The organism is Saccharopolyspora rhizosphaerae, assembly GCF_003931915.1.
Classification (GTDB): domain Bacteria; phylum Actinomycetota; class Actinomycetes; order Mycobacteriales; family Pseudonocardiaceae; genus Saccharopolyspora; species Saccharopolyspora rhizosphaerae.
Genome location: NZ_RSAA01000008.1, coordinates 167,362 through 193,448, shown reverse-complemented (window position 1 = coordinate 193,448; position 26,087 = coordinate 167,362). Strand labels below are relative to the sequence as shown.

Below are 26,087 nucleotides of genomic sequence, written 5' to 3'. Positions count from 1 at the left end.
GAAGCTCCGATTTCGGTGGGGGATTCGGAACGGGATCAGAGAGCGCGGGTTTCCAGCACGTGCTCGATCAGCTGCACCAGCACCGAGGCGGAGGAGCGGCGATCGCGTGCGTCGCAGAGCACGACGGGGATGTGCGGTTTGATGTCCAGTGCTTGCCGTACCTCCTCGGGCTGGTAGCGGAAGCTGTTCTCGAACTGGTTGACCGCGACGAGGAAGTCGATGCCGCGGCGTTCGAAGAACTCCACGGCGGCGAAGCAGTCCTCGAGCCGACGCGTGTCGGCGAGCACGACCGCGCCGAGGGCGCCGTCGACGAGGTCGTCCCACATGAACCAGAACCGGTCCTGGCCCGGCGTGCCGAACAGGAACAGCACGATGTTCTGCGGGTTGAACGTGATGCGACCGAAGTCCATCGCCACGGTGGTCGTGGTCTTGTCACCCACGCCGGTCAGGTCGTCGTGCCCGACGCTGGCGACGGTGAGCGTCTCCTCCGTGGTCAGCGGCTCGATCTCGCTGACCGAATGGATGAACGTGGTCTTCCCGACTCCGAACCCACCCGCTATGAGGAACTTGAACGAGGTCGGGAATGGCTCAGAGCTGTTGGAGCCCATTCAGCAAAGCCTCCAGTTGATCGCGCTTCGGCACGTCGGCGGGTGCGTGGGTGGTGAGGGCTCCCCAATCGATGAGGTCGGAGAGCAGGACTTTGGTGACTACGGCGGGTTGCCGCAGGTGAGCAGCGACTTCGGCGACCGAGGTGGCGTGCCGGCACAGGTTCAGCATCTTGGCGTGAACCGGTTCGATCCGCTCTGGTGAGAACCGCCCCGTGGACCGGACCAGCGACTGCAAGGACAGCGGTTCGCTCGGTTCGGTCCGGCCGTTGGTCAGCGAGTACGGGCGCAGCAGCGGGCCTGCATCACCATCCAGCAGCGGTTCATCCGACGAGCCGGGCATGCTCACCTGCCCATCTCACCGGCGCTCCGCGCGGCCGTGGGCTGCCGCATGGGGGTAGCCAGGTGGTTCGGGACGCGCTTGACGAGCTGGGCGATCTCGTAGCCGAGCACGGCGGCGTCGGCCTCCGGGGTGGCCAGCACGACGAGCACGGCACCGCTACCGGCGGCCGAGACGAACACGACGAGGTCGTTGAACTCCACGACGACCTGTCGGACTCCGCCGCCGTTCATGCCGAAGCGGCGACCGCCGTTGCGGGCCAGCGAGCACTGCGCGGCGGCCCAGGCGGCGAGGGCGTCGGCTTCGTCGTTGTCCAGACCGCGGTAGTACCGCTTGATCCCGTCCGTGGAGGCGAGCAGGGCACAGCGGGTGTGCGGGACTCGTCGGAGCAGGTCGGCGAGTAGCCAACTCAGGTCGGACGACGAGCCCGGTGCGTCATTGGCCATTTTGGTGAACGTCTCCTGACTCTTCTCACTGCGCGGCGGCAGATCTTGTGCGGGGGAGTGGATGCGGTGGCGAGGTCAGCCCTGGCCTGGTCTGTCGTCCGAGGTTCCGCCCTCGACACCGGAGCGGAAGGACGCGTACAGGCTCGGGCTCGGGCCGCCCTGCGGCTTCTCCTCGGGCGTGGGGGAGCTGTCGGCCAGCTGCGGGACCAGGTAGCTGCGGGTGCGGTCCCGACGGGGGAGCGCGGGCCGTTCGGCGTTGTCGGCGCCGCTGGGACCGGAGGCCGCCGGGGGCGCGCTGTTGGCGATGCCGGAGTGCCGTCCGCGCTGGGGCAGCTGCTGGGCCGGGCGCTCCTCGTGGACCGCGGGCTGCGGCCCGGTGGAGTACGCGGGCTGCTGACCGGTGTGGTGACCGTTGTTGAACGTCGGCGGTGCGGGCATCATCGCGGTGCGCGAGTCGTGGCCGCCGCTGCCCGGTTCGACGGTGGACAGCACGCTCGAGGAGCTCTGCTCGGCGCTCACGTCGGGCTCGACGTCGGTCTCGCCCAGCAGGTTGTTGGGGATGACCACGTGCGCGTCGGTGCCGCCGTACATGTTGTTCTCCAGCTCCACGCCGATGTGGTGCCGGTTGGCCAGCTGGGCGACCACGTACAGGCCGATGCGGCCGTCGCGCAGCTGGGCGTCGCGGTCGACCTCGTCGGGGTTGTTGAGCAACCCGTTGAGCGTGACCCGGCTGCGCTGGTCGATGCCCAGGCCGCGGTCGCGGATGTCGATCGCCAGGCCGGCGGTGACGACCTGGCTGTTGATGGTGACCTGCGTGTCGGGCTCGGAGAAGGCGGTGGCGTTCTCCACCAGCTCGGCGATGAGGTGGATGACGTCGGCGACGGCGTGACCGTGCAGCGTGCCGTCCACCGGCGGGATCACCTTGACGCGGGCGTAGTGCTCGACCTCGGCGACCGCCGAGCGCAGCACCGTGTACATCGCGACCGGCTTGCTCCACTGCCGCCGCGGCATCGAACCACCGAGCACGGCGAGGGATTCGGCCTGCCTGCGCACGCCGGTGACCAGGTGGTCCACCGCGAACAGGCCCTTGAGCAGGTCCGGGTCCTCGACCTGCTGCTCGAGCTCGTCGAGCCGCTGGATCGCGCGGTGCGCCAGGGACTGCACGCGCCGCGCGAGGTTGGCGAAGACCGCGACGCTGGGCTCGACGGTGCTCTGCTGCGAGGGCTCGCTCTGCATGCGCACGAGAGCGAACTCGACGGCCATCTGGGCTTGCCGGAGTTCGTGCGCGAGCAGTTCGTAGGGGTTGCCGGTGACGGGCTCACCGGTGGGCCACTTGGGGGCGGGTTGCTGACCAGCCTGGATCTGCTCCACCAGCTGGGGGAGCTCGCGGGTGCCCTGCGCGACGGTGGCGCGCAGCGATTCGATCCACTGGTGGGCGTGGTGCAGGGATTCCTGCAGCTTGGCCTGCGCCTCGCGGCCGGATTCGTGGATCCGGTCGTCGACCTCCTCGGCCAGCGCGTTGACCCGCACGTACCCGACGACCACGACGGCGATGCAGGCGACGATGCCGACTGCCAGTGCGGTGTAGCGCAGTCCAGGGGGCGGGACGAAGGCCAGGACGACCGCCGTGGCCGTCCCGAGCAGCGCCGTCACGGCCAGGGACACCACGACCAGCCGCTGCAGCTTCGCCCGAAGATCGTTGTGGGGTGGGGCTTCGGGGGCTCGGTCGGTGTAGGTCGCGGGTAAGGGGCTTTCAGACATCAGCGTCCTTGGTACGGGGGTGTCGGTGACGGGCACCGGAGTGCCGAGGCGTCGGGGGCGTCACCGGGGACTACTGGTGCTCCACTAATGATCAAAAGTATCACTCGGCGTGATGATAGTGCGTCCGGCCGGTGAATTGGGCCTTTCCGCCCAACGATGACTCCGTTGAGCGGAGCGACGATGCGGCCGGAAGCCACGTCGCGGGCCGCCGACCTCGGAAATCTCGGCGAGCGGCCGATTCTGGGAAGCCGAGCGGAATTTTGGTTGAATTCGAGAGGATTTGAGCGCAAGAACCCGATCGGGTCACTTCTTCAGGTGACCTCGACCCTGTGCAGGCCTCACTCCTCCCGCACTACGACGCAGGCAGGAGCACCCTCCGCGCTGGTCTCCACCGAAGACGTGACCGTGCCGACGATGCCTCGCAGGACTTCCGCGGGACGGTCCGCTCCGAACCCGGGTGACCACCTCGAACGATTCCGTTGCCGCCGAACGGTTCCCGTTCCACGGCCAGGCGGTGGTGAAGATCTCCGCCGGACGCGAGTCGTCCGTTCTTCCCGGAACGCGGCCTACCGGTGCGCCGGACTGACGGCGACGCCGACTCGGACCTTCGTCTGCTCATCTCGCCGGTCGTGCCGTCCCCCGTCCGCGAGTTCCGGCGTCGGTCACCGCAGTCCTGAACGCCGTCCGCAGCGTGTCCTCCACCGCACGACACCTTCCCGGCCACCGCGACGACCGGAGTCCTGATCACCGGAAAGGCAGTGCGGGCGAAGCATCCGCGAGGTCAGCTGGTGATGTCCCTGCGGTTGAAGCGCCAGAGGGCGAGGGTGGTGAACACCGCGGCGTAGGACAGGGCCGAGAAGCACCCCGTGATCATCGACGACGGGTCGATGTCCTCGCTGAGGAGGTCGGCGTACGCCGTGGAGAAGTGGGTGGGCAGGTAGTTGCGGAGGTCGCCCAGCGCGGAGATCTGGTCGAGGATCTCCGAGAGGATGGAGATCAGCACGGCACCGCCGACCGCGCCCAGCGGGGCGTCGGTGCCGACGCTGAGGAACAGGGCCAGACCGGCGATCCAGCTCAGGTGGATCGCGACGTAGAGCGTCGCGGCGGCCAGGGTCAGCACCCCGCGCGGGAAGGTCAGGGCTTCGCCGGTGGTGCTGATGAGGTTGCCGGTGCCGAACCAGAACACGCCAGCCGCCAGCGCCACACCCACCAGCAGGACGATGCCCACCACCGACAGCAGCGCGGCGACCTTCGCCTTCTGCCGCAGCAACCGGATCCGCGGCACCGGCGCGGCCAGCAGGTACTTCAGGCTCGACCAGGACGCCTCGCTGGCGATGGTGTCGCCGAAGAACAACGCCACCACCACGACCAGCAGGAACCCGGTCGAGGCGAACAGCGTGAACACCGCGAAGTTCAGCCCGCTGGCGGTGGCCATGTCGGCGAAGGTGCGCCCGCCGCGCGAGTCGTCGTCGCCGAGTTCGAACGCTGCGACCAGCAGCAGCGGCAGCAGCACGAGGAACGCCAGCGTCAACCGGGTGCGCGCGCGCCGCAGCTGCCGGGCCAGTTCCACCCGCATCGGCAGGGTGCGCTTGGCCGAGTAGCCCTCGACCGCGCCGTCCGGCTGCGGCACGCCGAGCTGCGGGGTCCGCACCAGCGCGGTCTCCGCTTCCGGCACGGCCACCTCGGAGGAAGTGGGGTTGTCGTCGTCGCTCACCGCTGTTCCTCTCCGACGAGCTGCAGGAAGGCGTCCTCCAGGCGACGCCGCGGCCCCACCTGGTGCACCGCGATCCCCGCAGCGACGAGGACGTTCACCGCGACCGCCGCCGTGTGCCCCGCGAGGTCGGCGTGCACCAGGTCGCCCTCGACCTCCACGAGCCCGAGCCCTTCGATGGTGCGCAGCGCCTCGGCGGCCGCTTGCGGGTCGTCGACCCGGAAGGTCGCTTCACCGTTGACCGACATGATCTCGGCGGTGCTGCCCTCGGCCACCAGCTCGCCGTTGTGCATCACGACCACGTGCGTGCAGGTCTGCTCGACCTCGGCCAGCAGGTGGCTGGAGACCAGCACCGCGCGGCCGGTGGCGGCGTAGCGGCGCAGGATCTCGCGCATCTGGTGGATCTGCGGCGGGTCGAGCCCGTTGGTCGGCTCGTCGAGCACCAACAGCTCCGGAAGCCCCAGCATCGCCTGCGCGATCGCCAACCGCTGCTTCATGCCCTGGCTGTAGGTGCGCACCTTGCGCTTGGCCGAGGACTCCAGGCCGGAGATCTGCAGCACCTCGTCCAGGTGCGCCCGCAGCATCGGACGGCCGGTCGCGGCCCAGTAGTGCCGCAGGTTGTCCAGACCGGACAGGTGCGGCAGGAAGCCCGGCGACTCCACCAGCGCACCCACCCGCGAGAGCACCGGAGCGCCCGCGTGCAGCCGGTGCCCGAAGATCCGGACCTCACCGCGGGTGGGCCGCAGCAACCCCAGCAGCATGCGCAGCGTCGTGGTCTTGCCCGCCCCGTTGGGGCCGAGCAGGCCGACGATCTGGCCGCGTTCGACCTGGGTCGTCAGGTCCGCGACCGCGGCCTTCTTGCCCGGGTAGGACTTGGTCAGCCCGGAGATCACCAGCGGAGTGTCGGCCAGCCGCGGGTCCGGGGCGTCGTGGAACTTCCGGCGGACCGCCGAGATCCCCCACAGCAGCAGCGACAGCACGAACACCAGGCCGATGCCCACCAGCGGGCCGACCGGCACCGATCCGGCGTTGGAGGACGTGGCGCGCACCGAGGGGATCGACACGGCACCGTCGCCGGCCAGCGACACCAGGTGCACCGACGGTTCCCGAGGCAGCGAGTAGGCCTGGTCGGTGGTGGCCACGGCGAGTTCGACGCGGTGACCGGTCTCCACCGGGTGCACGATGCCGGGCAGCGCCACGTCGACCTCGACCGGGCGGCCGTCCGGCGGCACGTCGGTCAGGTGCATCGGCGACACGGCGTTGCCGAGCAGCTGGCGCTGCCCGTCCGGTCCGACGTCGTAGAGCTTGGCGAACAGCACCGCCTCGGTCGGCTGCGGCTGCCCGGGTACCGAGGCGATCGCCAGCCGCGTGCGCGGCGTGCCCGAGATCAGCGTCTGCTCCTCCAGCGGCTGGGTGCGGAACACCGCCACCTGGCCGGGCAGATCGCGTTCCAAGGACGCGCCGAGGCTGCCCGCCGCGTCGAGCACCTGCCCGGCTCCGGGTAACGAGGTCGTGGCCGCGGGCGAGCCGCCGGGCGGGTTGACCACCGGCGTGGGCGGCCCCTCCAGCGGTAGCGAGAAGCGCGGGGTCCGCGAGCCCTGCAGGCCCGGGTAGCTCGGCGCGGTCATCGTGCGCACCGGGATGTCGCCGTCCCGTTGCGGCCGTCCGGCGATGTCGAACTGGAAACCCGTGCCGGGGTCGGGCACCGGCGGCACACCGCCGAGGTGGAAGGCGAACCAGTCGGCGATGCGTCCGCGCACCTCCGGACCGGGCGGGTTGCCGTCGTGGCCGCCGGCGAACCAGATGGTCTTGACCTCACCGCCGGCCGCGGTGATCTGCCGCGCGTTGGCGTCGGCCTGGTCCAGCCCGAACAACGTGTCGCGCTGGCCCTGCACCAGCAGTGTCGGCTGGGTGACCTTCGAGTTGTAGGTCTTGGGCGAGGACCGGGCCAGCAGGTCCAGCGTCGGCTGGCTCGCCCGGCCGTGCTGGGCCACCTCGGTGTAGGCCGCGCACACCGCGGGGATGAAGTTCCCGCAGGTCGGAGACGAGCCCGGTCGCGGAGCGCCGCCTGCGGAGAACAGCAGTCCCGTCCAGGCCTGCTTGAACACGCCCTCGGGGTTGGCGGAGCCGGCCGCCGGTGTCGTGCCGCCGATGTGCTCCTGGCGGGCGTTGTTCGGCAGCAGGGCCTGGCCGAGGTCGTTGTAGGTCATCACCGGCGAGACAGCGTCCACCCGCGGGTCGGTGCCCGCCAGCATCAGCGACAGGGCCCCGCCGTAGGAGGCGCCGGTGACACCGACCCTCGGGTCACCGTCGCGGTCGCGCAGCACCTCGGGCTGGCGGGCCAGCCAGTCCAGCAGCTGCCGGGCGTCGCTGACCTCGTAGTCGGGCGAGTTCAGCGCGATCTGCCCGGTGCTGCGGCCGAAACCGCGCGCCGAGTAGGTCAGCACGGTGAAGCCGCGCTGGACGAGTTCGCGGGCCTGCTCCTCGGTGTCGGCCTTGCTGCCGCCGAAGCCGTGCGCCAGCAGGACCGCGGGAGCCGGGGTGTCGACCGGGGAGTGCAGCGTCACGTCGATCTGCACGCGTTCGGTGCCGCCCGGACCGTCGAGCACGTCGACCATGGCCTCGCGCGGCGCCGGGGGTGGGGCTGCCGGCTGCAGCGGTTGGACCTGCCCGGACCACAGGAACGCGCCCACCACGACCAGCAGGACGCAGGGGATCGCGAGCAGGGCGAGGCCGGTGCGGCGACGAGGGGAGGCGGACACGCCCTTGACAGTAGGTGAACGGAGCGGCACCGGTTTCATCCAGACGCGTGGGGAAGGCAAGACGCTATGAACTGGAGACCAAAGCGCAATCGGACACCTCGTCGTGCCCGCTGAAGTGTGGTCTCGGCCGCATCCCCGCGTGCGGCGCCCGAGTGGTCGGGCCGCCGTGATCGTAACCACCGCGGGCGCGGATCAACGCCTCCGGTCCGCCCAGCACCGGCCACTCGCATTGCCCCGTCCGGCGGTGCCGCCTAGGTTCGATCTGTGACGTGCGATGCGAGCTGTCACCCCGCCTGGTGCGATGACCCCGGCATACGTGACAATCTTGGCGAGTGGTGGAGGGGAGTATTCCTTCGCGACGGTGTCGTCATCACGGAACTTGCCTGGTCAAGCCCGGTGCCGTCGGCCGATGAAGCAGATCGGTGGAAGAGACCTCCGGTCCCGGACGTGTTCGCCCTGAACCGGAGGTGATTGATGGGTGCCGACCTGATGCTGCGCGCGGTCCCTGCGCAGCAGCCCGCAGTCGACACGATGAACGTGCACTGGTGGGTGTGGGCAGCCACGCTGGGCGGACTCGCCCTGCTCTTGCTGCTCGACCTGGTGATCGTCGACCGCAAGCCGCACGAGGTGACCACCGGCGAAGCCGCGAAGTGGGTCACCTTCTACATCGGCTGCGCGATCGTCTTCGGCATCGGTGTCTGGATCTTCGGTGATCAGCACTTCGCCATCGAGTACTTCACCGGTTACATCACCGAGTACTCGCTGAGCGTGGACAACCTGTTCATCTTCATGGTGATCATGTCCAGCTTCGCGGTGCCGTCCATCCACCAGCACAAGGTGCTGCTGATCGGCATCCTGCTCGCACTGGTGATGCGCGGCGCTTTCATCGCTATCGGTGCGGCTCTGATCGCGCAGTTCGTCTGGATCTTCTTCATCTTCGGCGCGTTCCTCATCTGGACCGCGGTCAGCATGGTCCGCAAGAAGGACGAGGAAGAGGAGTACAAGGAGAACGCGCTCGTCCGCTGGGTCCGCAAGCTCTTCCCGGTGACCGACGACTACCACGAGGCCAAGTCGACCGTGAAGGTCGACGGCAAGCGGTACCTCACGCCGATGTTCGTGGTCATCGTGGCCATCGGCAGTGCCGACCTGCTGTTCGCGGTCGACTCGATCCCGGCGATCTTCGGCATCACCCAGGACCCGTTCCTGGTGTTCACCGCCAACGCGTTCGCGCTGATGGGTCTGCGGCAGCTCTACTTCCTGCTCGGTGGCCTGGTGGACAAGCTGGTGTACCTGTCGATCGGGCTGGCGGTCATCCTCGGCTTCATCGGCCTGAAGCTGATCCTGCACGCCTTCCACGAGTACCACCTGGTGCCCGAGTGGGCGGAGATCAACAACTGGATGTCGCTGGGCTTCATCGTCCTGACCCTCGGGATCACCACTTGGGCGAGCCTCGCCAAGTCCAAGCGGGACGCCGCCGAGGCGGAGGCCGAGACGAACCGCGGCTGACGTCCTCTGAACGCGGAAGTCCCCTCCGGATCCGGTCCGGAGGGGACTTCCGCGTTTCCGGGTGCGGGTCAGTGCACCCGGTTCAGTCCAGCAGCGTGTAGCTGAGCTCCTGGCAGACGCGTCCCAGGGGGACGTCGAGCCCGGGGTGGCTCAACGGCAGCAGCACGTCCGGTGTGTCCGGCAGCGCCGTGTCCGCCGGCGGGTCCCAGAGGCACACCGACGGCTTGCCGGAGTCCATCGCCGACCGGTACCAGAGCCCGTCGAGCTCCGGGTAGGACGCGCGGATCGCCCGCGCCCACGCCTGGGTGCGGGACTTCGGCCCGCTGCTGATCGCTTGCGAGGCTCCGGCCCGGGTGGGCCAGAGCCCGGTGAGGTCGAGCAGCCGCAGCGTCCGGCGAGGGCGGAACAGCACCAGGTGCGGACTGCGGGTGCGTCGGTCCACTGTGGAGGTCGCCTGGAAGACCTCGGCGATGCACGTCTGCACCGACAGCGAGAAGTAGAGGACCCCGTGCTCACGGGTGATCGTCGGCCCGCCCTGCGAGTTGGGCAGGTGCGGGTCGAACCGCGCGTGCGGCAGCGGACCGGCGTAGCGGAAGCTGTTCCACTGCTGCGGGTGGTTGCCGCCGGAGGTGAACACGCGCGCGAGCCGGGTGCCCGCGGGCACCGCGATCACGTCCTCGGTGCGGCGGAGGATCGCCTGCAGCGCGGCAGGAGCAGGCGGCTGCGGTAGCCGTGCCAATGGTGGTCCCGGTGGTGGTCGCGACGGGGCTGGTCAGGCGGGGGTGCCGATGGAGGCGGCGAGCTCGGCGACCCGCTGCGGGTCACCACCTGCCAGCAGCCACTCTCGCGGGCTCACCGGTCTGCCGTGGATCTCCAGGTCTTCCTGGGGGGTGGTCATGAAGTTGGCCAGCACGAGCGCCGGTTGGTCGACGGGCATCCAGGCGAGCACGACCTCCAGGCCCGGGAGCGCGTCGGCATCGCTGAACTGCCACGCGGGCAGCCGCCAGCCGCCGCGGTCCTTCCAGCCGATCAGGCGGCGTTCGCCGATGCGGTGGCGGATGCGGCTGGTGTCGACGCCGATGCGGGCGGCGGCCTGGCCGACGGAGAGGGCGGTGTCGCGCAGCACGGTCTGCTCGGCGACGGTGCGGGCGCGGGGATCTCCCTCGCCCTCGCCCAGGGGGCGGAGGTCCAGCCCGGTGCCGCTGAGGGCGTCGCGCTCCGCCTCGGAGAAGTGCGCAGCCGGGTCGACCTGTGGCGAGGTGAGCTTCTTGGCTGCGTCCTCGACGAGGTTGAGGAACTCGTTGGCGGTGACCTTCAACCCGGCCCGGGCCAACACGGTCTCCAGCGCGGCTGACATGGGACCAGGATACCGCAGAGCGAACGAAATGCGTGCGCGAACGTGCGCGAGGCAACGAGAAGTCACCCTCTGCAGTACCGATGTTGCGGATGGTGACGGAGTGGCTGCTCTGACCGGATTCCTCCTCCTGCGGCGTCCGTGTGCCCGGTCGCCCGGCAGGCGGGTGCCGACGACTTCGAAGTGTCGGCGGATCGCCTCTTGACGGGAGCGCCGATCGATCGTTGACTGGCCGTACCGACTGGTCGGTCTCACAGTGGAGGTAGGGCGTTGGGCAGCGTGTACGACGAACGGCCGTGGCTGGGTCTCTACGAGGGCGATCTCCCGGCCGAGATCGAGCCGCGGCACGCCAACCTGGTCGAGCTGTTCGCGGAGACCGTCCGGGAGCACGCCGACGAGATCGCGCTCACCTACTTCGACGGGCGGCTGACCTTCGCCGAGCTCGACGAGCTCAGCAACGGCCTGGCCTGCCACCTGGTGGAGAGCGGCGTCGCGCAGGGCGACCGGATCGCCGTCTACCTGCAGAACGTCCCGCAGTTCGCCATCGCCGTGCTCGCCGGCTGGAAGGCCGGCGCGATCGTCGTCCCGCTCAACCCGATGTACCGCACCCACGAGCTCACCAAGATCCTCGGCGACGCCCGGCCGGCGGCCGTGATCTCCTCCGAGCAGGGCTGGCACGAGGTCGTGGGCGGCGTCGCGCAGGCGCTGGAGATCGGTACCGCGATCACCACCAGCGAGCTCGACCTGCAGACCCGGCACGACCAGCGGTTGTTCGCCCGCACCGAGCGCCGTCCCGCCGCCGGGTGCGCCGACCTGCTCGCCGTGGCCCGCGCGCACGCCGGCGAGTGCCCGCCCGCGGTCTCACCGGCCGCGTCGGACGTCGCGCTGCTGGTCTACACCTCGGGCACCAGCGGCGTCCCCAAGGGCGCCACCAACACCCACGGCAACGTCGTGTTCAACGCCGAGGGAACGGCCCTGCGGCTGACCGACGACACCCCGGGCGGGATCTTCGCGCTCGCGCCGCTGTTCCACATCACGGGGCTCGTCGTGCAGTTCGCCGCTGCGCTGGCCGCCGGTCGGCAGCTGGACCTGGCCTACCGCTTCGAGCCCGGCGTCGTGCTCGACGCGCTCGCCGAGCACCGGCCCGCGTTCATGGTCGGCCCGTCGACCGCCTACATGGCGCTGATGAACCACCCCGAGGTCACGCCGGAGCACTTCGCCTCGCTGAGGATGGTCCACTCCGGTGGAGCGCCGCTGCCCTCGGCGGTGGTCGAGGCCTTCCGCGAGCGCTTCGGCCTCTACATCCGCAACGGCTACGGGCTCACCGAGACCACCGCGACCGCGACCTCCGTCCCGCTCGGCGCGGAAGCGCCGGTCGACGCCGCCTCCGGCACCCTCGCCGTCGGCGTGCCCACCTACAACACCGTGCTGCGGGTGGTCGACGAGAACGGTGCCGACCTGCCTGTCGGCGAGATCGGTGAGATCGTCATCGAAGGCCCGATGGTGGTCCCGTCCTACTGGAACAAGCCGGAGGAGACCGAAGCGGCCATCCGCGACGGGCGGTTGCACACCGGCGACGTCGGGTTCATGGACGAGCAGGGCTGGTTCTACGTCGTGGACCGGAAGAAGGACATGATCAACGCCTCGGGCTTCAAGGTGTGGCCGCGCGAGGTCGAAGACGTCCTCTACGGACACCCCGCGGTGCGCGAAGCCGCCGTCGTCGGCGTCCCCGACGCCTACCGCGGTGAGACCGTGAAGGCCTTCATCAGCCTCTCCCACGGCAGCACCGCCACCGGCGAGGAGCTCGTCGAGCACTGCAGGAAGCAGCTCGCCGCCTACAAGTACCCGCGGAGCGTCGAAGTCCTCGACGAACTCCCGAAAACCGCGACCGGAAAGATCTTGCGCCGGCAACTGCGCGAGGAAGCACGAGCCGGCGAGTGACACGGAAGGATGAAACAGTGAGCAAGCGTTTCGACGGGCGAGTGGCGATCGTGACCGGTGCCAGCCGGGGAATCGGACTGGCCATCGCCGAGCGCCTCGTCGCCGAGGGCGCCAAGGTCACCATCACCGCCCGCAAGCCGGAACCGCTGGCCGAAGCCGTGGAGAGCCTCGGCAAGGACAACGCGCTGGGCATCGCGGGCAAGGCCGACGACGTCGACCACCAGGCGGAGGTCGTCGCCAAGACCACCGAGGCCTTCGGCCGGGTCGACGTGCTGGTCAACAACACCGGCATCAACCCCGCCTTCGGGCCGATGATCGAGCTGGACCACGGCGTGGCGCAGAAGACCTTCCAGGTCAACGTGCTCGCCGCGCTGTCGTGGACTCAGCAGGTCTTCCGCGCGGGGATGGCCGAGCACGGCGGTTCGGTGCTCAACGTGTCCTCTGTGGCCGGTCTGAACCCCGCGCCCGGCATCGGTTTCTACGGCGCCACCAAGGCGATGCTGGCGCACATGACCCAGGAGCTCGCGGTGGAGCTGGCCCCGCAGGTGCGGGTCAACGCGATCGCACCGGCCGTGGTGAAGACCAAGTTCGCCACCGCGCTCTACGCCGACAACGAGGCCGAGGTGGCCGCGGGGTACCCGTTGGGGCGCTTGGGCATCCCGTCGGACATCTCCGGTGCGGCGGCGTTCCTGCTCTCCGAGGAGGCCTCCTGGATCACCGGGCAGGTCCTGGTCCTCGACGGCGGCTCGACCCTGAAGGGCGGTATGTGACGTGAACCTGGCCGATTCGGTCGTGATCATCACCGGTGCCGGCAACGGCATCGGTGCCGCGATGGCCCACAAGTTCGCCGCGCTCGGCGCCAAGACCGTGCTCGGCGACCTCGATTCGGACGCGGTCCGCCGGGTCGCCGGCGAGGTCGGCGGCATCGCCGTGCCCGGGGACGTCGCCAGTGAGCAGGGCGTGGCCGAGCTCGTCGACGCCGCGATGGGTGAGCACGGCCGGATCGACGTGTTCTGCGCCAACGCCGGTATCGGCCGCGACGGCGGACCGGAAGCGGACGAGGACGCCTGGGCCGCGTCGTGGGAGGTCAACGTGATGTCCCACGTGCGCGCGGCCCGGGCGGTGCTGCCGCACTGGCTCGAGCGCGGTCAGGGGCACTTCCTCGGCACCGCTTCGGCGGCCGGGCTGCTGACGATGCTCGGGTCCGCGCCGTACTCGGTGACCAAGCACGCCGCGGTGGCCTTCGCCGAGTACCTCAACATCACCTACGCGGCCAAGGGCGTCACGGCTCAGGCGCTGTGCCCGCAGGGCGTGCGGACCCAACTGCTGGAGTCCACCGGCGAGACCGGTCAGTTCCTCATGGCCGACAGCGCCATCGAGCCCTCCGACGTCGCCGAAGCGGTGGCGGAGAAACTGGGTGGCGAGGAGTTCTTGATCCTGCCGCACCCGGAGGTCGCCGACTACTACGCGTTGCGGGCGGCCCAGCCGGAGCGCTGGCAGGCGGGCATGCGCAAGCTGCAGCGCAAGGTCGAACAACGGCCCGTCTAGGCTTGCGGGAGGGCATCGACGAGGGAGGAACGATGGCGCGGTCGGCCAACGCACGCACGTCCACCGACGGGGAGGCGGGCACCGAACCGGTTCCGCAGCGGTTGCTGGCCGTAGCCACCCGGTTGTTCGCCGAGCAGGGCTTCGAAGCCACCTCGGTGCAGCAGATCGTCGACGCCGCGGGCGTCACCAAGGGCGCGATGTACCACTACTTCGGCTCCAAGGACGACCTGCTCTACGAGATCTACGCCCGGGTGCTGCGGGACCAGCAAGCGCGGCTGGAGAGCGCGGCCGACAGCGACTCCCCGGTCCAGGAACGGCTGCACTCGGCGGCTTCCGACGTCGTGGCCACCACTGCGGCCAACCTCGAGGACACGATCATCTTCTTCCGGTCGATGCACCTGCTGCACCCGGACAAGCAGGCGGAGGTGCGCGCCGAGCGGCGCCGGTACCACGAGCGGGTGCGCGGCCTGATCGAAGAGGGCCAGGCCACCGGGGTGTTCCGCACCGACAAGTCGGCGGACCTGGTGGTGGACTTCTTCTTCGGCGCTGTGCACCACCTCGGCACCTGGTTCCGCGAAGACGGCAAGCTCTCGGGCCAAGAAGTAGGAGAGCACTTCGCAGACCTCCTGCTCGACTCCCTGCGGCCCTGAGCCTGTCGCCACAGTGCTCCGCTTGGCGGTGCGGGTGGCAGGACCTGAGCGGATCCGTGGCTCCGTGCGCCGCTCCTCGAGCATGTCTCCCCACGCGGCGTCACGGCGTACTCGCCACGAAGCCACTCAGAACCTGCGACGGTGTTCCCGCACCTGGAGCTGCGGCTGCCACCCGCACCCCCGAGCACCGCCAGTACCGAGAGTACGCAGTTTCCGTCAGGTTGCGTTCTTGCTGTGGGGCTTGTGCACGGCCCGTGCGGCGGGTTCAGCTACCCGCTGCCCTGTCACGCGGCCGTTGGAGTGACTTTTGAGCGAGACCGAAGTGGCGCGTTCACCGCGCCTGGACCGCGTCCTCAACCTCATCGAGCGGATCGGCAACAAGCTCCCCGAACCGTTCATCCTGTTCGGACTGCTGTTCCTGGTGGTGGCCGTCGTCTCGACGGCGATCTCGGCGTTCGGGGTCACGGTCACCCTCCCCGGTGCCGAGAAGGCGACGCCGATCCGCGGCGCGTTCACCGGTGAGGGCCTGGAGTTCCTGTTCACGAAGATGGCGGAGAACTTCATCGGGTTCCCGCCGCTGGAAACGGTCGTCACGATCATGCTGGCGGTCGGGCTCGCCGAGCGGACCGGCCTGCTGACCGCGCTGATCAGGTCGTCGTTCGGCAGCGCGCGCGGCGCGGTGCTGCCCTACGCGGTGGGCTTGGTCGGGGTCAGCGCCAGCGTGATGGCCGACTCGGCGATGATCATCATCCCGCCGCTGGCGGCGCTGGTGTTCAAAGCCGCTGGGCGGCACCCGGTCGCCGGTCTGCTCGGCGGCTTCGCCGCGACCGGAGCCGGCTACTCGACGTCGATCGTGGTCACCAGCCTGGACGCGCTGTTCTCCGGGATCAGCAACACGGTGGCCGAGACGTTGCCGAACCCGGGCACGCTGGTCACCCCGGTGTCGAACTACTACTTCAACGCGGTCTCGGCCGTGCTGCTGGGGCTGCTGGCCGGGTTCCTCATCGACCGGCTCGTCGAGCCGCGCCTGGTCCGCAACGGGGTCGCGCGCGAGGTCGTCGACGGCGAGCCGGAGGGTGACCTCAAGGTCGCGCTGGAACCGGCCGAGCGCCGGGGCCTGGTGTGGGCCGGGATCTCGTTCCTGGTCACGACCGCGCTGGTGCTGCTGCTGGTGTTCTGGCCGGACTCGCCGCTGGCCAACGACGAGGGCGGTTTCCTGCCGGACTCGCCGCTGATGGACTCGGTGACCACGCTGATCTTCCTCGGCTTCGCCGTGCCGGCGATCGCCTACGGCGCCAAGGCGGGGTCGATCACCAAGCCCGCCGACGTGCCCCGGCTGATGGCGCTGTCGCTGCGCGAGCTGACCGGGTTCCTGGTGCTGGCGTTCATGCTCGGGCAGTTCATCGCGCTGTTCAACTGGACGAACCTCGGTGCGCTGGTGGCGGTTTCCGGGGCGGACCTGCTGCAGTCGCTGCACCTGGACGGCTACCCGGCGTTCCTCGGGTTCATGCTGCTCGCCTCGCTGCTGAACCTGTTCATCATCTCCGGGTCGAGCCTGTGGACGTTGATGGCGGCGGTGTTCGTGCCGATGTTCGCGCTGCTGGGGTTCGAACCCGGCTTCGCGCAGGCGGCATTCCGCGTCGGTGACTCCGCGACCCAGATCATGACGCCGCTGAACCCGTACATGATCATCATCCTGGGTTACCTGCGCCGCTACGAACCGCACGCCGGGATCGGCACCCTGGTGGCCCGGATGGTGCCCTTCGTGGTCCCGTTCTGGCTGCTGTGGGCGCTGGTCATGACGGTCTTCTACTTCGCCGACATCCCGCTCGGTCCGGGCATGGGTATCCACGTCCAGCCGTGAGAAGACGAGGTGGGGAAGTTCCCGCGGGAACTTCCCCACCTCGGTGGAACGACGGGACCTGCGCTCAGAGCAGGACGCGGGTCAGGAACTCCGCGACGCAGGCGGGCTTGTCGGCACCCTCGATCTCCACAGTGGACTTCACCGCGAGCTGGAGGCCGCCCTCGATCTCGGTGGCGTCGACGAGCTCGGTCGTCGAGCGCACCCGGGAACCGACCGGCACCGGCGAGGGGAACCGGACCTTGTTCAGACCGTAGTTGATGCCCATCTTGACGTTCTCGACCCGGAAGGTCTCCGAGTTCAGCTTGGGCAGCAGGCTCAAGGTCAGGAAGCCGTGGGCGATCGGCCCGCCGAACGGACCGCTCTGGGCCTTCTCGACGTCGACGTGGATCCACTGGTGGTCGTGGGTCGCGTCGGCGAAGGTGTTGACCTGCTCCTGGGTGATGGTCAGCCACTCGCTGGTGCCCAGCTGCTCACCCTTGGCGGCGAGGATCTCTTCCTTGCTGGTGAAAACCTTCATGCGCTTCCTCCGGGAAGGTCGACGAGTTCGGCGATCCGGGCGCGGTGTGCCTCGGCGATGCCGAAGGTGAGCTGGGAGCTCTTCGCGCGGCCGAGGTACAGGTGCGCGGGGTGCTCCCAGGTCATGCCGATGCCACCGTGCAGCTGCAAGTGCTCCTCGGCCGCGCGGACCACGAGGTCGGAGGTGTAGGCCTGGGCCAGCGCCACCGCCAGCTCCTCCTCGCTGCCCGAGGCCAGCGCGTCGGAGGCGTTGCGGGAGACCGCACGCGCCATGCTGATCTTCGTCCACAGGTCGGCCAAGCGGTGCTTGACGGCCTGGAACGACCCGATCTGCCTGCCGAACTGGTAGCGGGTCTTGCCGTACTCGACGGTGGTGTCCAGGCAGTGCTGGGCGAGCCCGACCTGTTCGGCGGCCAGCGTCCCCGCCGCCGTGACCAGCGCTCGGCGCAGAACGCGCTCCGCCTCCGCGCCGGAGGCGATGCGCTCGCCGGGAGTGCCGTCGAGGCTCAGCACGCCGAGGCGCCGGGTCAGGTCCAGCGGAGTCGTCGGCGTGCGCGTCGCCGCGGCGGCCTCCACGAGGTACAGTGCCGAGCCGTCGGTGTCCACGGCCGGGACGACCACGTGGTCGGCCACCTCGAGGTCGACCACTGCCGACACCGTGCCGGTCAGCGCCGAGCCCTCGGCCTTCACCGCTTGCGGGAACGGCGCGTGCGGGACCGTGGTCAGGCCGACGGCGACCGTGCCCACCTTCGAGCCCTCCACCAGCTGCGGGAGCACGGACGTCTCCCCGCAGCCCGCCAACGCGGTGGTCGCCAGCACGGTGCTCAGGAACGGGACCGGGGCGACCGCGCGGCCGATCTCCTCGGCCACCACCGACAGCTCCCGCGCCGTGGCACCGGCGCCGCCCAGCTCCTCCGGGACCAGCAGGCCCGCCAGCCCCATCTCACCGGCCAGCGAGCGCCACAGCTCCAGGTCGTAGGGCTCGTCGGTCTCGACGCGGGCTAGGACGGCCGTCCAGTCGCAGCGGTCCCGCAGCACCCGGCGCACGCCGGAGCGCAGGTCCTCCTCGACCTCGGTGTAGAGCAGGTCCGTCATCGCGGCAGCTCCTTCCACGGCTTGTCCTTGTCGGTCCGGATCTCCGGTGGCAACCCGAGGACCCGCTCGGCGATGACGTTGCGCAGGACCTCCGTCGTCCCGCCCTCGATCGTGTTGCCCCGGGCCCGCAGGTAGCGGAAACCGGGACCCCGCTTGGTGAAGTCGGTGTACTCGGGCTGGCGGAACGTCCAGTCGTCGTACTCCAGGCCCTCCTCGCCCAGCAGCTCCAGCTGGTAGCCGGTGATCCGCTGGTTGAGCTCGGCGAAGGCCGACTTGATCGCCGACCCCTCCGGCCCGGGTTCGCCGACGGCCATCTGCTGGCGCAGCCGGATGCTGGACAGCCGCACGGCCTCGGCCTCCACCCACAGCTCCAGCAACCGGTCGTGCAGGCCGGGAGTGCGCTTCTCAGGGTGCTCGCGCCACTGCTCGGCGGCGGCGCCGATGAGACCGCTCTCGCGCGGGGGAGTGCGGCCACCGATCGCGACCCGCTCGTTCATCAACGTGCCCAGCGCGACCGACCAGCCCTGGCCGACCTCGCCGAGCCGCTGCGAGTCGGGGATGCGCACCCCGCTCAGGAAGACCTCGTTGAACTCGGCCTCACCCGTGATCTGCCGCAGCGGGCGGACTTCCACGCCCGGGGCGGTCATGTCGCAGATGAAGTACGTCAGCCCCTTGTGCTTGGGCTGGTCCGGGTCCGAGCGGGTCACCAGGATCGCCCAGCGGGCCTTGTGCGCCAGCGAGGTCCACACCTTCTGCCCGTCGACGACCCACTCGTCGCCGTCCCGGACCGCACGGGTGGACAGCGCAGCGAGGTCCGAGCCCGCGCCCGGCTCGCTGAACAGCTGGCACCAGATCTCCTCGCCGGTCCACAGCGGGCGGAGGTAGCGGCGGCGCTGCTCGTCGTCGCCGAACCGCAGGATCGTCGGGGCGGCCATGCCCAGGCCGATGACGTTGGTCTGCGGCTGGTTGTCGGGCGCGCCCGCCTCGGCGAACGCGGCGTCGACCTCGGCCTGCAGCTCGCGGGCCGCGCCCAGGCCGCCCAGCCCCTCCGGGAAGTGCACCCACGCGAGCCCGGCGTCGAACCGGGCGCGCAGGAACTCCAGCCGGTCGGTGCTCTTCGGGTCGTGCGCGGCCAGGAACTCCTGGACCCGGCCGCGCAGCTCGGTGGCGTCCACGGCGGTCACGCCTTCGGTCCGCCGGCCACGTAGACGACCTGGCCGGAGACGAAGCCGGAACGCTCGTCGACGAAGAAGGAGACCGTGTTGGCGATGTCCTCGGGCTTGCCGGCCCGTCCCACCGGGATCTGGGAGATCGCGGCGGTGGTGAAGTCCTCGAAGGACATGCCGACGCGCTCGGCGGTCGCCTTGGTCATGTCGGTGGCGATGAAGCCCGGGGCGATGGCGTTGGCGGTGATGCCGAACTTGCCCAGCTCGATCGCGAGGGTCTTGGTCAGGCCCTGCAGACCGGCCTTGGCGGTGGAGTAGTTGGCCTGGCCGCGGTTGCCCAGCGCCGAGGTCGACGACAGGTTGATGATCCGGCCCCACTTGGCCTCGACCATGTGCTTCTGCACCGCGCGGGCCATCAGGAACGAGCCGCGCAGGTGCACGTTCATCACGGTGTCCCAGTCGTCCTCGGACATCTTGAACAGCATGTTGTCGCGCAGCACGCCGGCGTTGTTGACCAGCACGGTCGGTGCGCCCAGCTCGGAGGCGATCCTGTCGACGGCGGCCTGCACCTGCTCGGCGTCGGCGACGTTGGCCCCCACGGCCAGCGCCTTGCCGCCGCCGGACTCGATCGCCGAAACCGTTTCAGCGCACTGCTTCTCGTCGAGGTCGACGACACCGACGGCGAAGCCGTCTTCTGCCAGCCTCTTCGCGGTGGCGGCGCCGATCCCGCGAGCGGCACCGGTGACGATCGCGACACGCCTCTCAGCCATGGACAACTCCTCGCTGTTCTGTGCTTGTGAACCTCCCCCGCCCCGGGTGGCCGAGCACCCGGGGCGGGGGTTCCGTCAGGGGTAACGGGGGAGGGCGGTGGTGGGTTACTTCGTCTTGTACTTGCGGAGCTCGCGGCGCGCCAGGGAGCGGCGGTGGACCTCGTCCGGCCCGTCGACCAGGTGCAGCGTGCGGGCGTGGGCGTAGAGCGAGGCCAGCGGGAACTCCTGGGAGACGCCGCCTCCGCCGTGCGCCTGGATGGCGCGGTCGATGACCCAGGTCGTCATCTCCGGGACCGCGACCTTGATGGCCTGGATCTCGGTGTGCGCGCCCTGGTTGCCGACGGTGTCCATCAGCCACGCCGTCTTGAGCACCAGCAGCCGGGCCTGCTCGATCTTGACGCGGGACTCGGCGATCCAGTGCTGCACCACGCCCTGCTCGGCCAGCGGCTTGCCGAAGGCGACGCGGTCGGTGGTGCGCCGGCACATCAGCTCCAGCGCCCGCTCGGCCATGCCGATGGCGCGCATGCAGTGGTGGATGCGGCCCGGCCCGAGCCGGGCCTGGGCGATCGCGAAACCTTCGCCCTCACCGGAGATGACGTTCTCGACGGGAACGCGCACGTCGTTGAACACGATCTCGGCGTGACCGCCGTGGTCGGCGTCGTCGTAGCCGAAGACGTTCATGCTGCGCTTGATCTCGATGCCCGGGGTGTCCTTGGGCACCAGCACCTGGCTCTGCTGGCGGTGCCGCTCGGCGGACGGGTCGGTCTTGCCCATCACGATCAGGACCTTGCAGCGCGGGCTCATCGCACCCGAGGAGAACCACTTCCGGCCGTTGATGACGTAGTGGTCGCCGTCGCGGGTGATCCGGGTGCCGATGTTGGTCGCGTCGGAGGAGGCGACGTCCGGCTCGGTCATGCAGAACGCCGAGCGGATCTCGCCCTCCAGCAGCGGCTGCAGCCACTGCTTCTGCTGGGCCTCGGTGCCGAACTGGGTCAGCACCTCGATGTTCCCGGTGTCCGGTGCGGCGCAGTTGGTCGCTTCCGGGGCCAGCGCACCGGAACGGCCCATGATCTCCGCGAGCGGCGCGTACTGCAGGTTGGTCAGGCCCGCGCCGTGGTCACCGGGCAGGAAGAGGTTCCACAGACCGCGCTTGCGCGCCGCGGCCTTGAGCTCCTCCATGATCGGTGGGTGGGCCGACCAGCGGTCCGGCGCCTCGTTGAGCTGCTGGGCGAACACCGGCTCGGCCGGGTAGATGTGCGAGTCCATGAACTCCAGCAGCTCGCCCTGCAGCTCCTGAGTCTGGGCGTCGAACGCGAAATCCATCTCTCATGCCTCCTTGAGGGTCGCCAGGCCCTGCGCGACGAGCGGAGCCACCAGACCACCGACGTGCTCGAAGCCCTCGCCGACGGTCTGGCCGTGGATGAAGCGGTAGTGGATGCCCTCCAAGATCACGGCGATCTTGAAGTAGCCGAAGGCCAAGTACCAGTCCAGGTCGGACAGGTCCAGCTCGCTGCGCTCGGCGTAGCGCTGGAAGAGCTGCTCGGCGCTGGGGAAACCGAACTCCGGGCCGACGCCCTTGGCGATCGGGTTGTTGTCCAGCCCGCTGAAGCCCTCCCAGTAGACGGCCAGCAGGCCGAGGTCGGTGAGCGGGTCGCCGATGGTGGCCATCTCCCAGTCCAGCACGGCCTTGATCTGCTGGTCGGCGCCCACGATGACGTTGTCCAGGCGGTAGTCGCCGTGCACGATGCCGACCGGTCCACCCGTCGGGACCGAGGCCGCCAGCTTCTGCGAGAGCTCGTCGATGCCCTCGACCTCGCGGCTGTGGGAGGCCTTGAGCTGCTTGGTCCACCGGCGGACCTGGCGCTCGAGGAACCCTTCCGGGCGGCCGAACTCGGCCAGTCCCACCGAGGCGGGTTCGATCGAGTGCAGGTCGGCGAGCACGTCCATCAGCTGGTAGGAGAGGTCGTACCGCTGCTGCTCGGTGAGCGCTTCGGTCTGCTCGGGCGTGCGGAAGACGGTGCCGGGCACGTACTCCATGACGTAGAACGGCGCGCCGAGGACCTCCTCGTCCTGGCACAGCAGCTCCGCGCGCGGCACCGGCACGCGGGTGCCCGCCAGGGCGGTGAGCATCCGGTGCTCGCGACTCATGTCGTGCGCCGTGGCCAGCACGTGACCCAGCGGCGGACGGCGCACCACCCACTGCTCGGTGCCGTCGCTGACGATGTAGGTCAGGTTCGAGCGGCCGCCCTGCACCAGCTGACCGGTGAGTTCGCCGGTGACCATGCCGGGCATCTCGACGTCGAGGCAGGCCCGCAACCGTTGCAGGTCGAGGCCGGGGAGCTCGTCGGGCTCGGGTGCGTTCACCTGGTCTCCTCGTCTTGCGGTACGGATCCGGCGGGCAGCAGTTCGGCCAGCCGGGTTCGGGTCTCCGCCGGACCGGTGTGCAGCACGGCGTGCATGCCCAGGTCGCGGGCGGCGTCGACGTTGGGCGCACCGTCGTCGACGAAGGCGGTCTGCTCGGCGGGAAGGCCGAGCGCGTTGAGGCTCATCTGGTAGATGCGCGGGTCCGGCTTGCGCAGCCCCACCTCACCGGAGAGGACGGTGGAGTCGAACAACCCCGCCAGCTGCTCCCACGGGTAGGCGTCGATGTTCCCCCAGCTGTTGGACAGCAGTGCGGTGCGGATCCCGCGCTCGCGCAGGTCCCGCACCAGCGTCAGCATGGCCGGTTCCGGACCCATCCGCCCGAAGAGCCGTCCGAGCAGGTCATCGGGGGCGACGGGCTCGTCGTCGACGGTGCGCAACCGGGCGGCCATGGCCTTGTTGAACCCGTCGGCGTCGAGCTCCCCGGTCTCCAGCAGGTGCACGGGGGTGCCCGCGGGTGCGTTGCGCGAGAGCCACTCCTTGAGCGTCGCGGAGAACAGCTCGGGGCGGATCCGCTCTTCGGCCAGCCACGCGTTGATCGAGTCGCGCGTGGGCGTGGTGAGCACACCTCCGTAGTCGAAGACGACCGCGCGCACGGTCGGGCCGGCAGCACTGGAACCCATGGACAGGACCGTACCGACTAGACGGTATGTCGCGCTAGCCCCAACTCCGGGAACCGGAGGGGGACGAGCCCGGGGTGATGTCGGGACGGCCGAACGGGTGGCCGGGCGATCACGATCGGTGCCGGTGCGCCGGGTTCGTCCGGATCGTCCGGATGCGGCCGGCGGAGCGGTTCTCGCTGGGACGGCGGTGGTGCGGACCCGGTCGGCTCAGCGCGGTGACGGTGCGTCACAGGTGGTAAGTCCGGCAAAAACAACGCCGTTGACCAGTTGTTTACTCGTCGGTAGTTTTCAGATCGCCGCGCGGGCAGCACTTCTCGTATCCCTCAAAACACGCAGGAGAGGCCGATGAAGTCCGTCCTCAGTGGAAAGCGCGCCGCTATCGCTGCCGCTTTCGCCGCAACCGCAGCGCTCGCCGTCGCCCCGCAGGCGGTGGCGGCTCCTTTCGACGTCAACTTCGACTGCTCCGGTGACTCCCCGCTGGGAGCCCAGGAGTTCAGCCTGCAGCAGACCACCGACGTCACAGCACCCGAAACCGTCGCCCCCGGAGCGGCTTTCGACGTCGTCGTGGACCCGGCGGTGAACACCATCCCCGGTGAGGTCAACGGCAACACCGTCAAGGAGGTCGGCGGGTTCGACCTGAAGATCCCGATCCCGGCGAACTCCACCTACGTCTCGGCCGACCTGGCCGGTGGTTCGGGCTTGGGCCCGAACCCGCCGACCCTCAACGTCGAGAACGGCATGGCCACGCTGCACCTCGACGGCCCGATCGCCGGGGGCGCCGAGTTCGAGCTGCCCACCATCACCGTGCACCTGACCGCCGGTGAGTCGGGCACCATCGAGACCAAGCTGGCCGGCACCAGCTACGAGGACCCGGGTCTGACCTTCACCGCGGTCGTGTCCTCGCTGGTCGGCGACGTCGACGTCCCGTCGGCCTGCTTCCCGAACCCCAACCCCACGCTCACCACGACCACGATCAGCTGACCGGGCCTCGGCGGGGGCGATGTCCCCGCCACTCGGGCTCCACGGTGCTCCGTCCCCACTCCGGGGGCGGAGCACCACGTCTTCCCGGACCCCCGCAGCCGCGCCCCCATCCGCCGGCCACCAGGCCCATCACCGCGTCGACCAGCCACAACGGGCAAGTCCTCCGCACGGCGTGGCAACGATGTCCACGGCAGCCACGCAGCCGACCGCCGCACTGCCAACCCCCACCGCCCACGCAGAACCACGGCAGATCCCGACACACCGCCTGGACACCCGACCGGGTGGGGCCGACATGGTGCGCGCAATGTCAGCCCCCACCCGATCGGGTGAGGACATGCGAAGAGCCCTCCGGGACGGGGGACCGGAGGGCTCTTCTGGGGCGAACGCCCTGACGCGTTCGGGGCGGTCAGGGGTCCAGGGGCGGGTGTCCCCGTCGTGGCGTGGGGGAGGACACCCGCCGTTCAGCTCGTGCTCAGGCGTTGTCCTGCTTGAGCATGTCGGAGCACTTCTCGCCGATGGCCATCGTGGTGATGTTGGGGTTCACCGCGACCAGGAACGGCATCACCGATGCGTCGGCGACGCGCAGGCCCTGCACGCCCTTGACGCGCAGCCGCGGGTCGAGCGGCTTCGACCCGTCGTCGACGGCGCCCATCTTCACCGAACCCGCGGGGTGGTAGACGGTGTTGTGGGTGCGCTTGATGTAGTCGGCGATCTCGTCGTCGGTCTGCACGTCCTTGCCCGGGAAGAGCTCCGTGCCGGCCCACTCCTGCATCGGCGATTGCGAGACGATCTTGCGGGCCAGCTTGATGCCCTCGGTCATGACGCGGATGTCGTGACCTTCCGGGTCGGTGAAGTACTTCGGGTCGACCTTGGCCTTGTCCCGGAAGTCCTTGCTGCGCAACCGGACCGTGCCGGTGGACCGCGCGCGGGTGACGTTCGGGGTCAGGCAGAAGGCGTTTTCCGAGGTCGGGTAGCCCTGCCGCACGGTGTGCATGTCGAAGGGCACCGAACCGTAGTGGAACATCAGGTCCGGCCGGTCCAGGCCCTCCTGGGTCTGGGTGAAGATGCCGATCTCCCACCACTGGGTGGAGTCCTGCACCATCGGCTTCTTGGCCTCCCAGCTGATCACGCCCTCGGGGTGGTCTTCCAGGGTGGAGCCGACGCCGGGGGAGTCGACCAGCACGTCGATGCCGAACTCGCGCAGGTGCTCGGCCGGTCCGATGCCGGAGAGCATCAGCAGCTTCGGGGTGTCGATCGCGCCGGTGGACAGCACGACCTCCTTGCGGGCGGTGACCGTCCGCGAGTGGATCAGGTCGTCGCTGAGGTACTCCACACCGGTGGCGCGGGTCCCGTCGAAGGTGACCTCCTTGGCCCAGGCGTTGGTGCGGATCTCCAGGTTCGGCCGGTCCAGGACCGGGTGCAGGTAGGAGACCGACGAGGAGGAGCGGGTGCCGTCCTCCTTGGCGTTGATCTGGAACCAGTTCGCGCCGTGGGTGACGGTCGTGCCCGAGTTGAACTCGGTGGTCGGGATGCCCTGCTGCTCGCAAGCCTCCAGCAGCGCCACGCCGGTCGGGTCCTTCGGCGGGACCGAGCGGATGGTCACCGGGCCGCTGCGGCCGTGGTGGTCACCCGGGCCGTCGTTGGTCTCCAGCCGCTTGTACAGCGGGAACATGTCCTTGGAGCCCCAGCCGGGCAGGCCCGTCGACTCCCACTCGTCGAGGTCCTCGGCGGGAGCCCAGAACGCGATGCAGGAGTTGTGCGAGGAGCAGCCGCCGAGCACGCGGGCACGGGCGTGCCGCATGAAGGAGTTGCCGTTCTCCTGCGGCTCGATGAGGTAGTCCCAGTCGTAGCCGGACTCCAGCAGCGCCATCCACTTCTTGAGCTCGAGGACGTTGCTGTCACCGACGTCGGAGGGGCCGGCTTCGAGCAGGCACACGGTGGTGTCGGGGTCCTCCGACAGCCGGGCCGCGACCGCGGCACCCGCGCTGCCACCGCCCACCACGACGTAGTCGAACTGATCGGTCATG

23 protein-coding genes are annotated in these 26,087 nt (G+C 69.8%); 7 read left to right on the top strand and 16 right to left on the bottom strand.

Going from position 1 to position 26,087, the window contains the following annotated elements:
- Nucleotides 1-35: 35 nt before the first annotated feature.
- The 6 genes from EIL87_RS10080 to EIL87_RS10055 all read right to left on the bottom strand — a co-directional run bounded on the left by EIL87_RS10080 (nt 36) and on the right by EIL87_RS10055 (nt 7,481).
- Nucleotides 36-608, bottom strand: coding sequence for a GTP-binding protein (locus EIL87_RS10080; RefSeq protein WP_093416016.1), 573 nt, complete (start codon nt 606-608; stop codon nt 36-38).
- Nucleotides 589-948 carry a DUF742 domain-containing protein gene (locus EIL87_RS10075; protein ID WP_125090018.1) on the bottom strand — a complete coding sequence of 120 codons (360 nt, stop codon included), beginning with the start codon at nt 946-948 and terminating at the stop codon, nt 589-591. Before EIL87_RS10075 ends, EIL87_RS10080 begins: the two co-directional genes overlap by 20 nt.
- 2 nt (nt 949-950) lie before the next feature.
- Entirely contained in the window at nt 951-1,391 is a 441-nt protein-coding gene (locus tag EIL87_RS10070) for a roadblock/LC7 domain-containing protein (RefSeq protein ID WP_125089951.1), read from the bottom strand.
- Between the two features lie 75 nt (nt 1,392-1,466).
- Entirely contained in the window at nt 1,467-3,152 is a 1,686-nt protein-coding gene (locus EIL87_RS10065; protein ID WP_125089950.1) for a sensor histidine kinase, read from the bottom strand.
- Nucleotides 3,153-3,933: 781 nt separating this feature from the next.
- The gene (locus EIL87_RS10060) at nt 3,934-4,827 is read right to left on the bottom strand and encodes an ABC transporter permease (protein WP_233576156.1); all 894 of its coding nucleotides are present in this window, start codon (nt 4,825-4,827) and stop codon (nt 3,934-3,936) included.
- A gap of 35 nt (nt 4,828-4,862) precedes the next feature.
- A complete protein-coding gene (locus tag EIL87_RS10055; RefSeq protein ID WP_233576155.1) occupies nt 4,863-7,481 on the bottom strand; it encodes an alpha/beta fold hydrolase in 2,619 nt (872 codons plus the stop codon).
- Nucleotides 7,482-8,156: 675 nt separating this feature from the next.
- On the opposite strand from EIL87_RS10055, the gene EIL87_RS10050 reads away from it, so the two are divergent.
- Nucleotides 8,157-9,131, top strand: a complete 975-nt coding sequence (locus EIL87_RS10050; RefSeq protein ID WP_199740350.1) for a TerC family protein — start codon at nt 8,157-8,159, stop codon at nt 9,129-9,131.
- An 82-nt stretch (nt 9,132-9,213) separates the two neighbouring features.
- Here the strand turns inward: EIL87_RS10050 and EIL87_RS10045 are convergent, their stop codons facing one another.
- Both EIL87_RS10045 and EIL87_RS10040 read right to left on the bottom strand, forming a co-directional pair.
- A complete protein-coding gene (locus EIL87_RS10045) occupies nt 9,214-9,870 on the bottom strand; it encodes an RES family NAD+ phosphorylase (protein ID WP_199740339.1) in 657 nt (218 codons plus the stop codon).
- Between the two features lie 33 nt (nt 9,871-9,903).
- Nucleotides 9,904-10,488 carry a DNA-binding protein gene (locus tag EIL87_RS10040; RefSeq protein ID WP_125089947.1) on the bottom strand — a complete coding sequence of 195 codons (585 nt, stop codon included), beginning with the start codon at nt 10,486-10,488 and terminating at the stop codon, nt 9,904-9,906.
- A 267-nt stretch (nt 10,489-10,755) separates the two neighbouring features.
- On the opposite strand from EIL87_RS10040, the gene EIL87_RS10035 reads away from it, so the two are divergent.
- From EIL87_RS10035 to EIL87_RS10015, 5 genes are all read left to right on the top strand, one after another.
- Nucleotides 10,756-12,426: a class I adenylate-forming enzyme family protein gene (locus EIL87_RS10035; protein ID WP_125089946.1), complete on the top strand. Its 1,671-nt coding sequence runs from the start codon at nt 10,756-10,758 to the stop codon at nt 12,424-12,426.
- Between the two features lie 17 nt (nt 12,427-12,443).
- Nucleotides 12,444-13,196 (top strand): SDR family oxidoreductase, encoded by a 753-nt coding sequence (locus tag EIL87_RS10030; protein WP_125089945.1) that lies wholly within the window; start codon nt 12,444-12,446, stop codon nt 13,194-13,196.
- A 1-nt stretch (nt 13,197) separates the two neighbouring features.
- Nucleotides 13,198-13,974 (top strand): SDR family oxidoreductase, encoded by a 777-nt coding sequence (locus EIL87_RS10025; protein ID WP_267898836.1) that lies wholly within the window; start codon nt 13,198-13,200, stop codon nt 13,972-13,974.
- Nucleotides 13,975-14,006: 32 nt separating this feature from the next.
- Nucleotides 14,007-14,624, top strand: a complete 618-nt coding sequence (locus EIL87_RS10020; RefSeq protein WP_125089944.1) for a TetR/AcrR family transcriptional regulator — start codon at nt 14,007-14,009, stop codon at nt 14,622-14,624.
- A gap of 307 nt (nt 14,625-14,931) precedes the next feature.
- Nucleotides 14,932-16,488 (top strand): AbgT family transporter, encoded by a 1,557-nt coding sequence (locus EIL87_RS10015; protein WP_125089943.1) that lies wholly within the window; start codon nt 14,932-14,934, stop codon nt 16,486-16,488.
- Nucleotides 16,489-16,552: 64 nt separating this feature from the next.
- On the opposite strand, the gene EIL87_RS10010 is transcribed toward EIL87_RS10015, so the two are convergent.
- The 7 genes from EIL87_RS10010 to EIL87_RS09980 form a co-directional block, all read right to left on the bottom strand.
- Nucleotides 16,553-17,005, bottom strand: coding sequence for a MaoC family dehydratase (locus EIL87_RS10010; protein WP_125089942.1), 453 nt, complete (start codon nt 17,003-17,005; stop codon nt 16,553-16,555).
- Entirely contained in the window at nt 17,002-18,099 is a 1,098-nt protein-coding gene (locus tag EIL87_RS10005) for an acyl-CoA dehydrogenase family protein (protein ID WP_125089941.1), read from the bottom strand. The genes EIL87_RS10010 and EIL87_RS10005 overlap by 4 nt, the downstream gene beginning before the upstream one ends.
- A complete protein-coding gene (locus EIL87_RS10000; RefSeq protein ID WP_125090014.1) occupies nt 18,096-19,274 on the bottom strand; it encodes an acyl-CoA dehydrogenase family protein in 1,179 nt (392 codons plus the stop codon). Before EIL87_RS10000 ends, EIL87_RS10005 begins: the two co-directional genes overlap by 4 nt.
- A gap of 5 nt (nt 19,275-19,279) precedes the next feature.
- On the bottom strand, nt 19,280-20,035 hold the full coding sequence (fabG, locus tag EIL87_RS09995; protein WP_125089940.1) for a 3-oxoacyl-ACP reductase FabG: 756 nt from the start codon (nt 20,033-20,035) through the stop codon (nt 19,280-19,282).
- A gap of 105 nt (nt 20,036-20,140) precedes the next feature.
- Complete coding sequence (locus tag EIL87_RS09990) at nt 20,141-21,358, bottom strand: acyl-CoA dehydrogenase family protein (protein ID WP_125089939.1); 1,218 nt, start codon at nt 21,356-21,358, stop codon at nt 20,141-20,143.
- Between the two features lie 3 nt (nt 21,359-21,361).
- Nucleotides 21,362-22,327, bottom strand: coding sequence for a phosphotransferase family protein (locus EIL87_RS09985; protein WP_125090013.1), 966 nt, complete (start codon nt 22,325-22,327; stop codon nt 21,362-21,364).
- Nucleotides 22,328-22,395: 68 nt separating this feature from the next.
- A complete protein-coding gene (locus EIL87_RS09980; RefSeq protein ID WP_125089938.1) occupies nt 22,396-23,079 on the bottom strand; it encodes an HAD family hydrolase in 684 nt (227 codons plus the stop codon).
- A 345-nt stretch (nt 23,080-23,424) separates the two neighbouring features.
- Here EIL87_RS09980 and EIL87_RS09975 point away from each other — a divergent pair, with 345 nt between their 5' ends.
- Nucleotides 23,425-24,060: a cyclase gene (locus EIL87_RS09975; RefSeq protein ID WP_125089937.1), complete on the top strand. Its 636-nt coding sequence runs from the start codon at nt 23,425-23,427 to the stop codon at nt 24,058-24,060.
- 472 nt (nt 24,061-24,532) lie between these two features.
- On the opposite strand, the gene EIL87_RS09970 is transcribed toward EIL87_RS09975, so the two are convergent.
- Entirely contained in the window at nt 24,533-26,086 is a 1,554-nt protein-coding gene (locus EIL87_RS09970; RefSeq protein WP_125089936.1) for a GMC family oxidoreductase, read from the bottom strand.
- Between the last annotated feature and the right edge of the window lies 1 nt (nt 26,087).

Bases quoted from the DNA above. Each gene is read 5' to 3' on its own strand.
- EIL87_RS10080 (WP_093416016.1), bottom strand. From the start codon at position 608: ATGGGCTCCAACAGCTCTGAGCCATTCCCGACCTCGTTCAAGTTCCTC.
- EIL87_RS10075 (WP_125090018.1), bottom strand. From the start codon at position 948: ATGCCCGGCTCGTCGGATGAACCGCTGCTGGATGGTGATGCAGGCCCG.
- EIL87_RS10070 (WP_125089951.1), bottom strand. From the start codon at position 1,391: ATGGCCAATGACGCACCGGGCTCGTCGTCCGACCTGAGTTGGCTACTC.
- EIL87_RS10065 (WP_125089950.1), bottom strand. From the start codon at position 3,152: ATGTCTGAAAGCCCCTTACCCGCGACCTACACCGACCGAGCCCCCGAA.
- EIL87_RS10055 (WP_233576155.1), bottom strand. From the start codon at position 7,481: ATGGTCGACGTGCTCGACGGTCCGGGCGGCACCGAACGCGTGCAGATC.
- EIL87_RS10050 (WP_199740350.1), top strand. From the start codon at position 8,157: ATGAACGTGCACTGGTGGGTGTGGGCAGCCACGCTGGGCGGACTCGCC.
- EIL87_RS10040 (WP_125089947.1), bottom strand. From the start codon at position 10,488: ATGTCAGCCGCGCTGGAGACCGTGTTGGCCCGGGCCGGGTTGAAGGTC.
- EIL87_RS10020 (WP_125089944.1), top strand. From the start codon at position 14,007: ATGGCGCGGTCGGCCAACGCACGCACGTCCACCGACGGGGAGGCGGGC.
- EIL87_RS10010 (WP_125089942.1), bottom strand. From the start codon at position 17,005: ATGAAGGTTTTCACCAGCAAGGAAGAGATCCTCGCCGCCAAGGGTGAG.
- EIL87_RS10005 (WP_125089941.1), bottom strand. From the start codon at position 18,099: ATGACGGACCTGCTCTACACCGAGGTCGAGGAGGACCTGCGCTCCGGC.
- fabG (WP_125089940.1), bottom strand. From the start codon at position 20,035: ATGGCTGAGAGGCGTGTCGCGATCGTCACCGGTGCCGCTCGCGGGATC.
- EIL87_RS09990 (WP_125089939.1), bottom strand. From the start codon at position 21,358: ATGGATTTCGCGTTCGACGCCCAGACTCAGGAGCTGCAGGGCGAGCTG.
- EIL87_RS09985 (WP_125090013.1), bottom strand. From the start codon at position 22,327: ATGCCCGGCATGGTCACCGGCGAACTCACCGGTCAGCTGGTGCAGGGC.
- EIL87_RS09980 (WP_125089938.1), bottom strand. From the start codon at position 23,079: ATGGGTTCCAGTGCTGCCGGCCCGACCGTGCGCGCGGTCGTCTTCGAC.
- EIL87_RS09975 (WP_125089937.1), top strand. From the start codon at position 23,425: ATGAAGTCCGTCCTCAGTGGAAAGCGCGCCGCTATCGCTGCCGCTTTC.
- EIL87_RS09970 (WP_125089936.1), bottom strand. From the start codon at position 26,086: ATGACCGATCAGTTCGACTACGTCGTGGTGGGCGGTGGCAGCGCGGGT.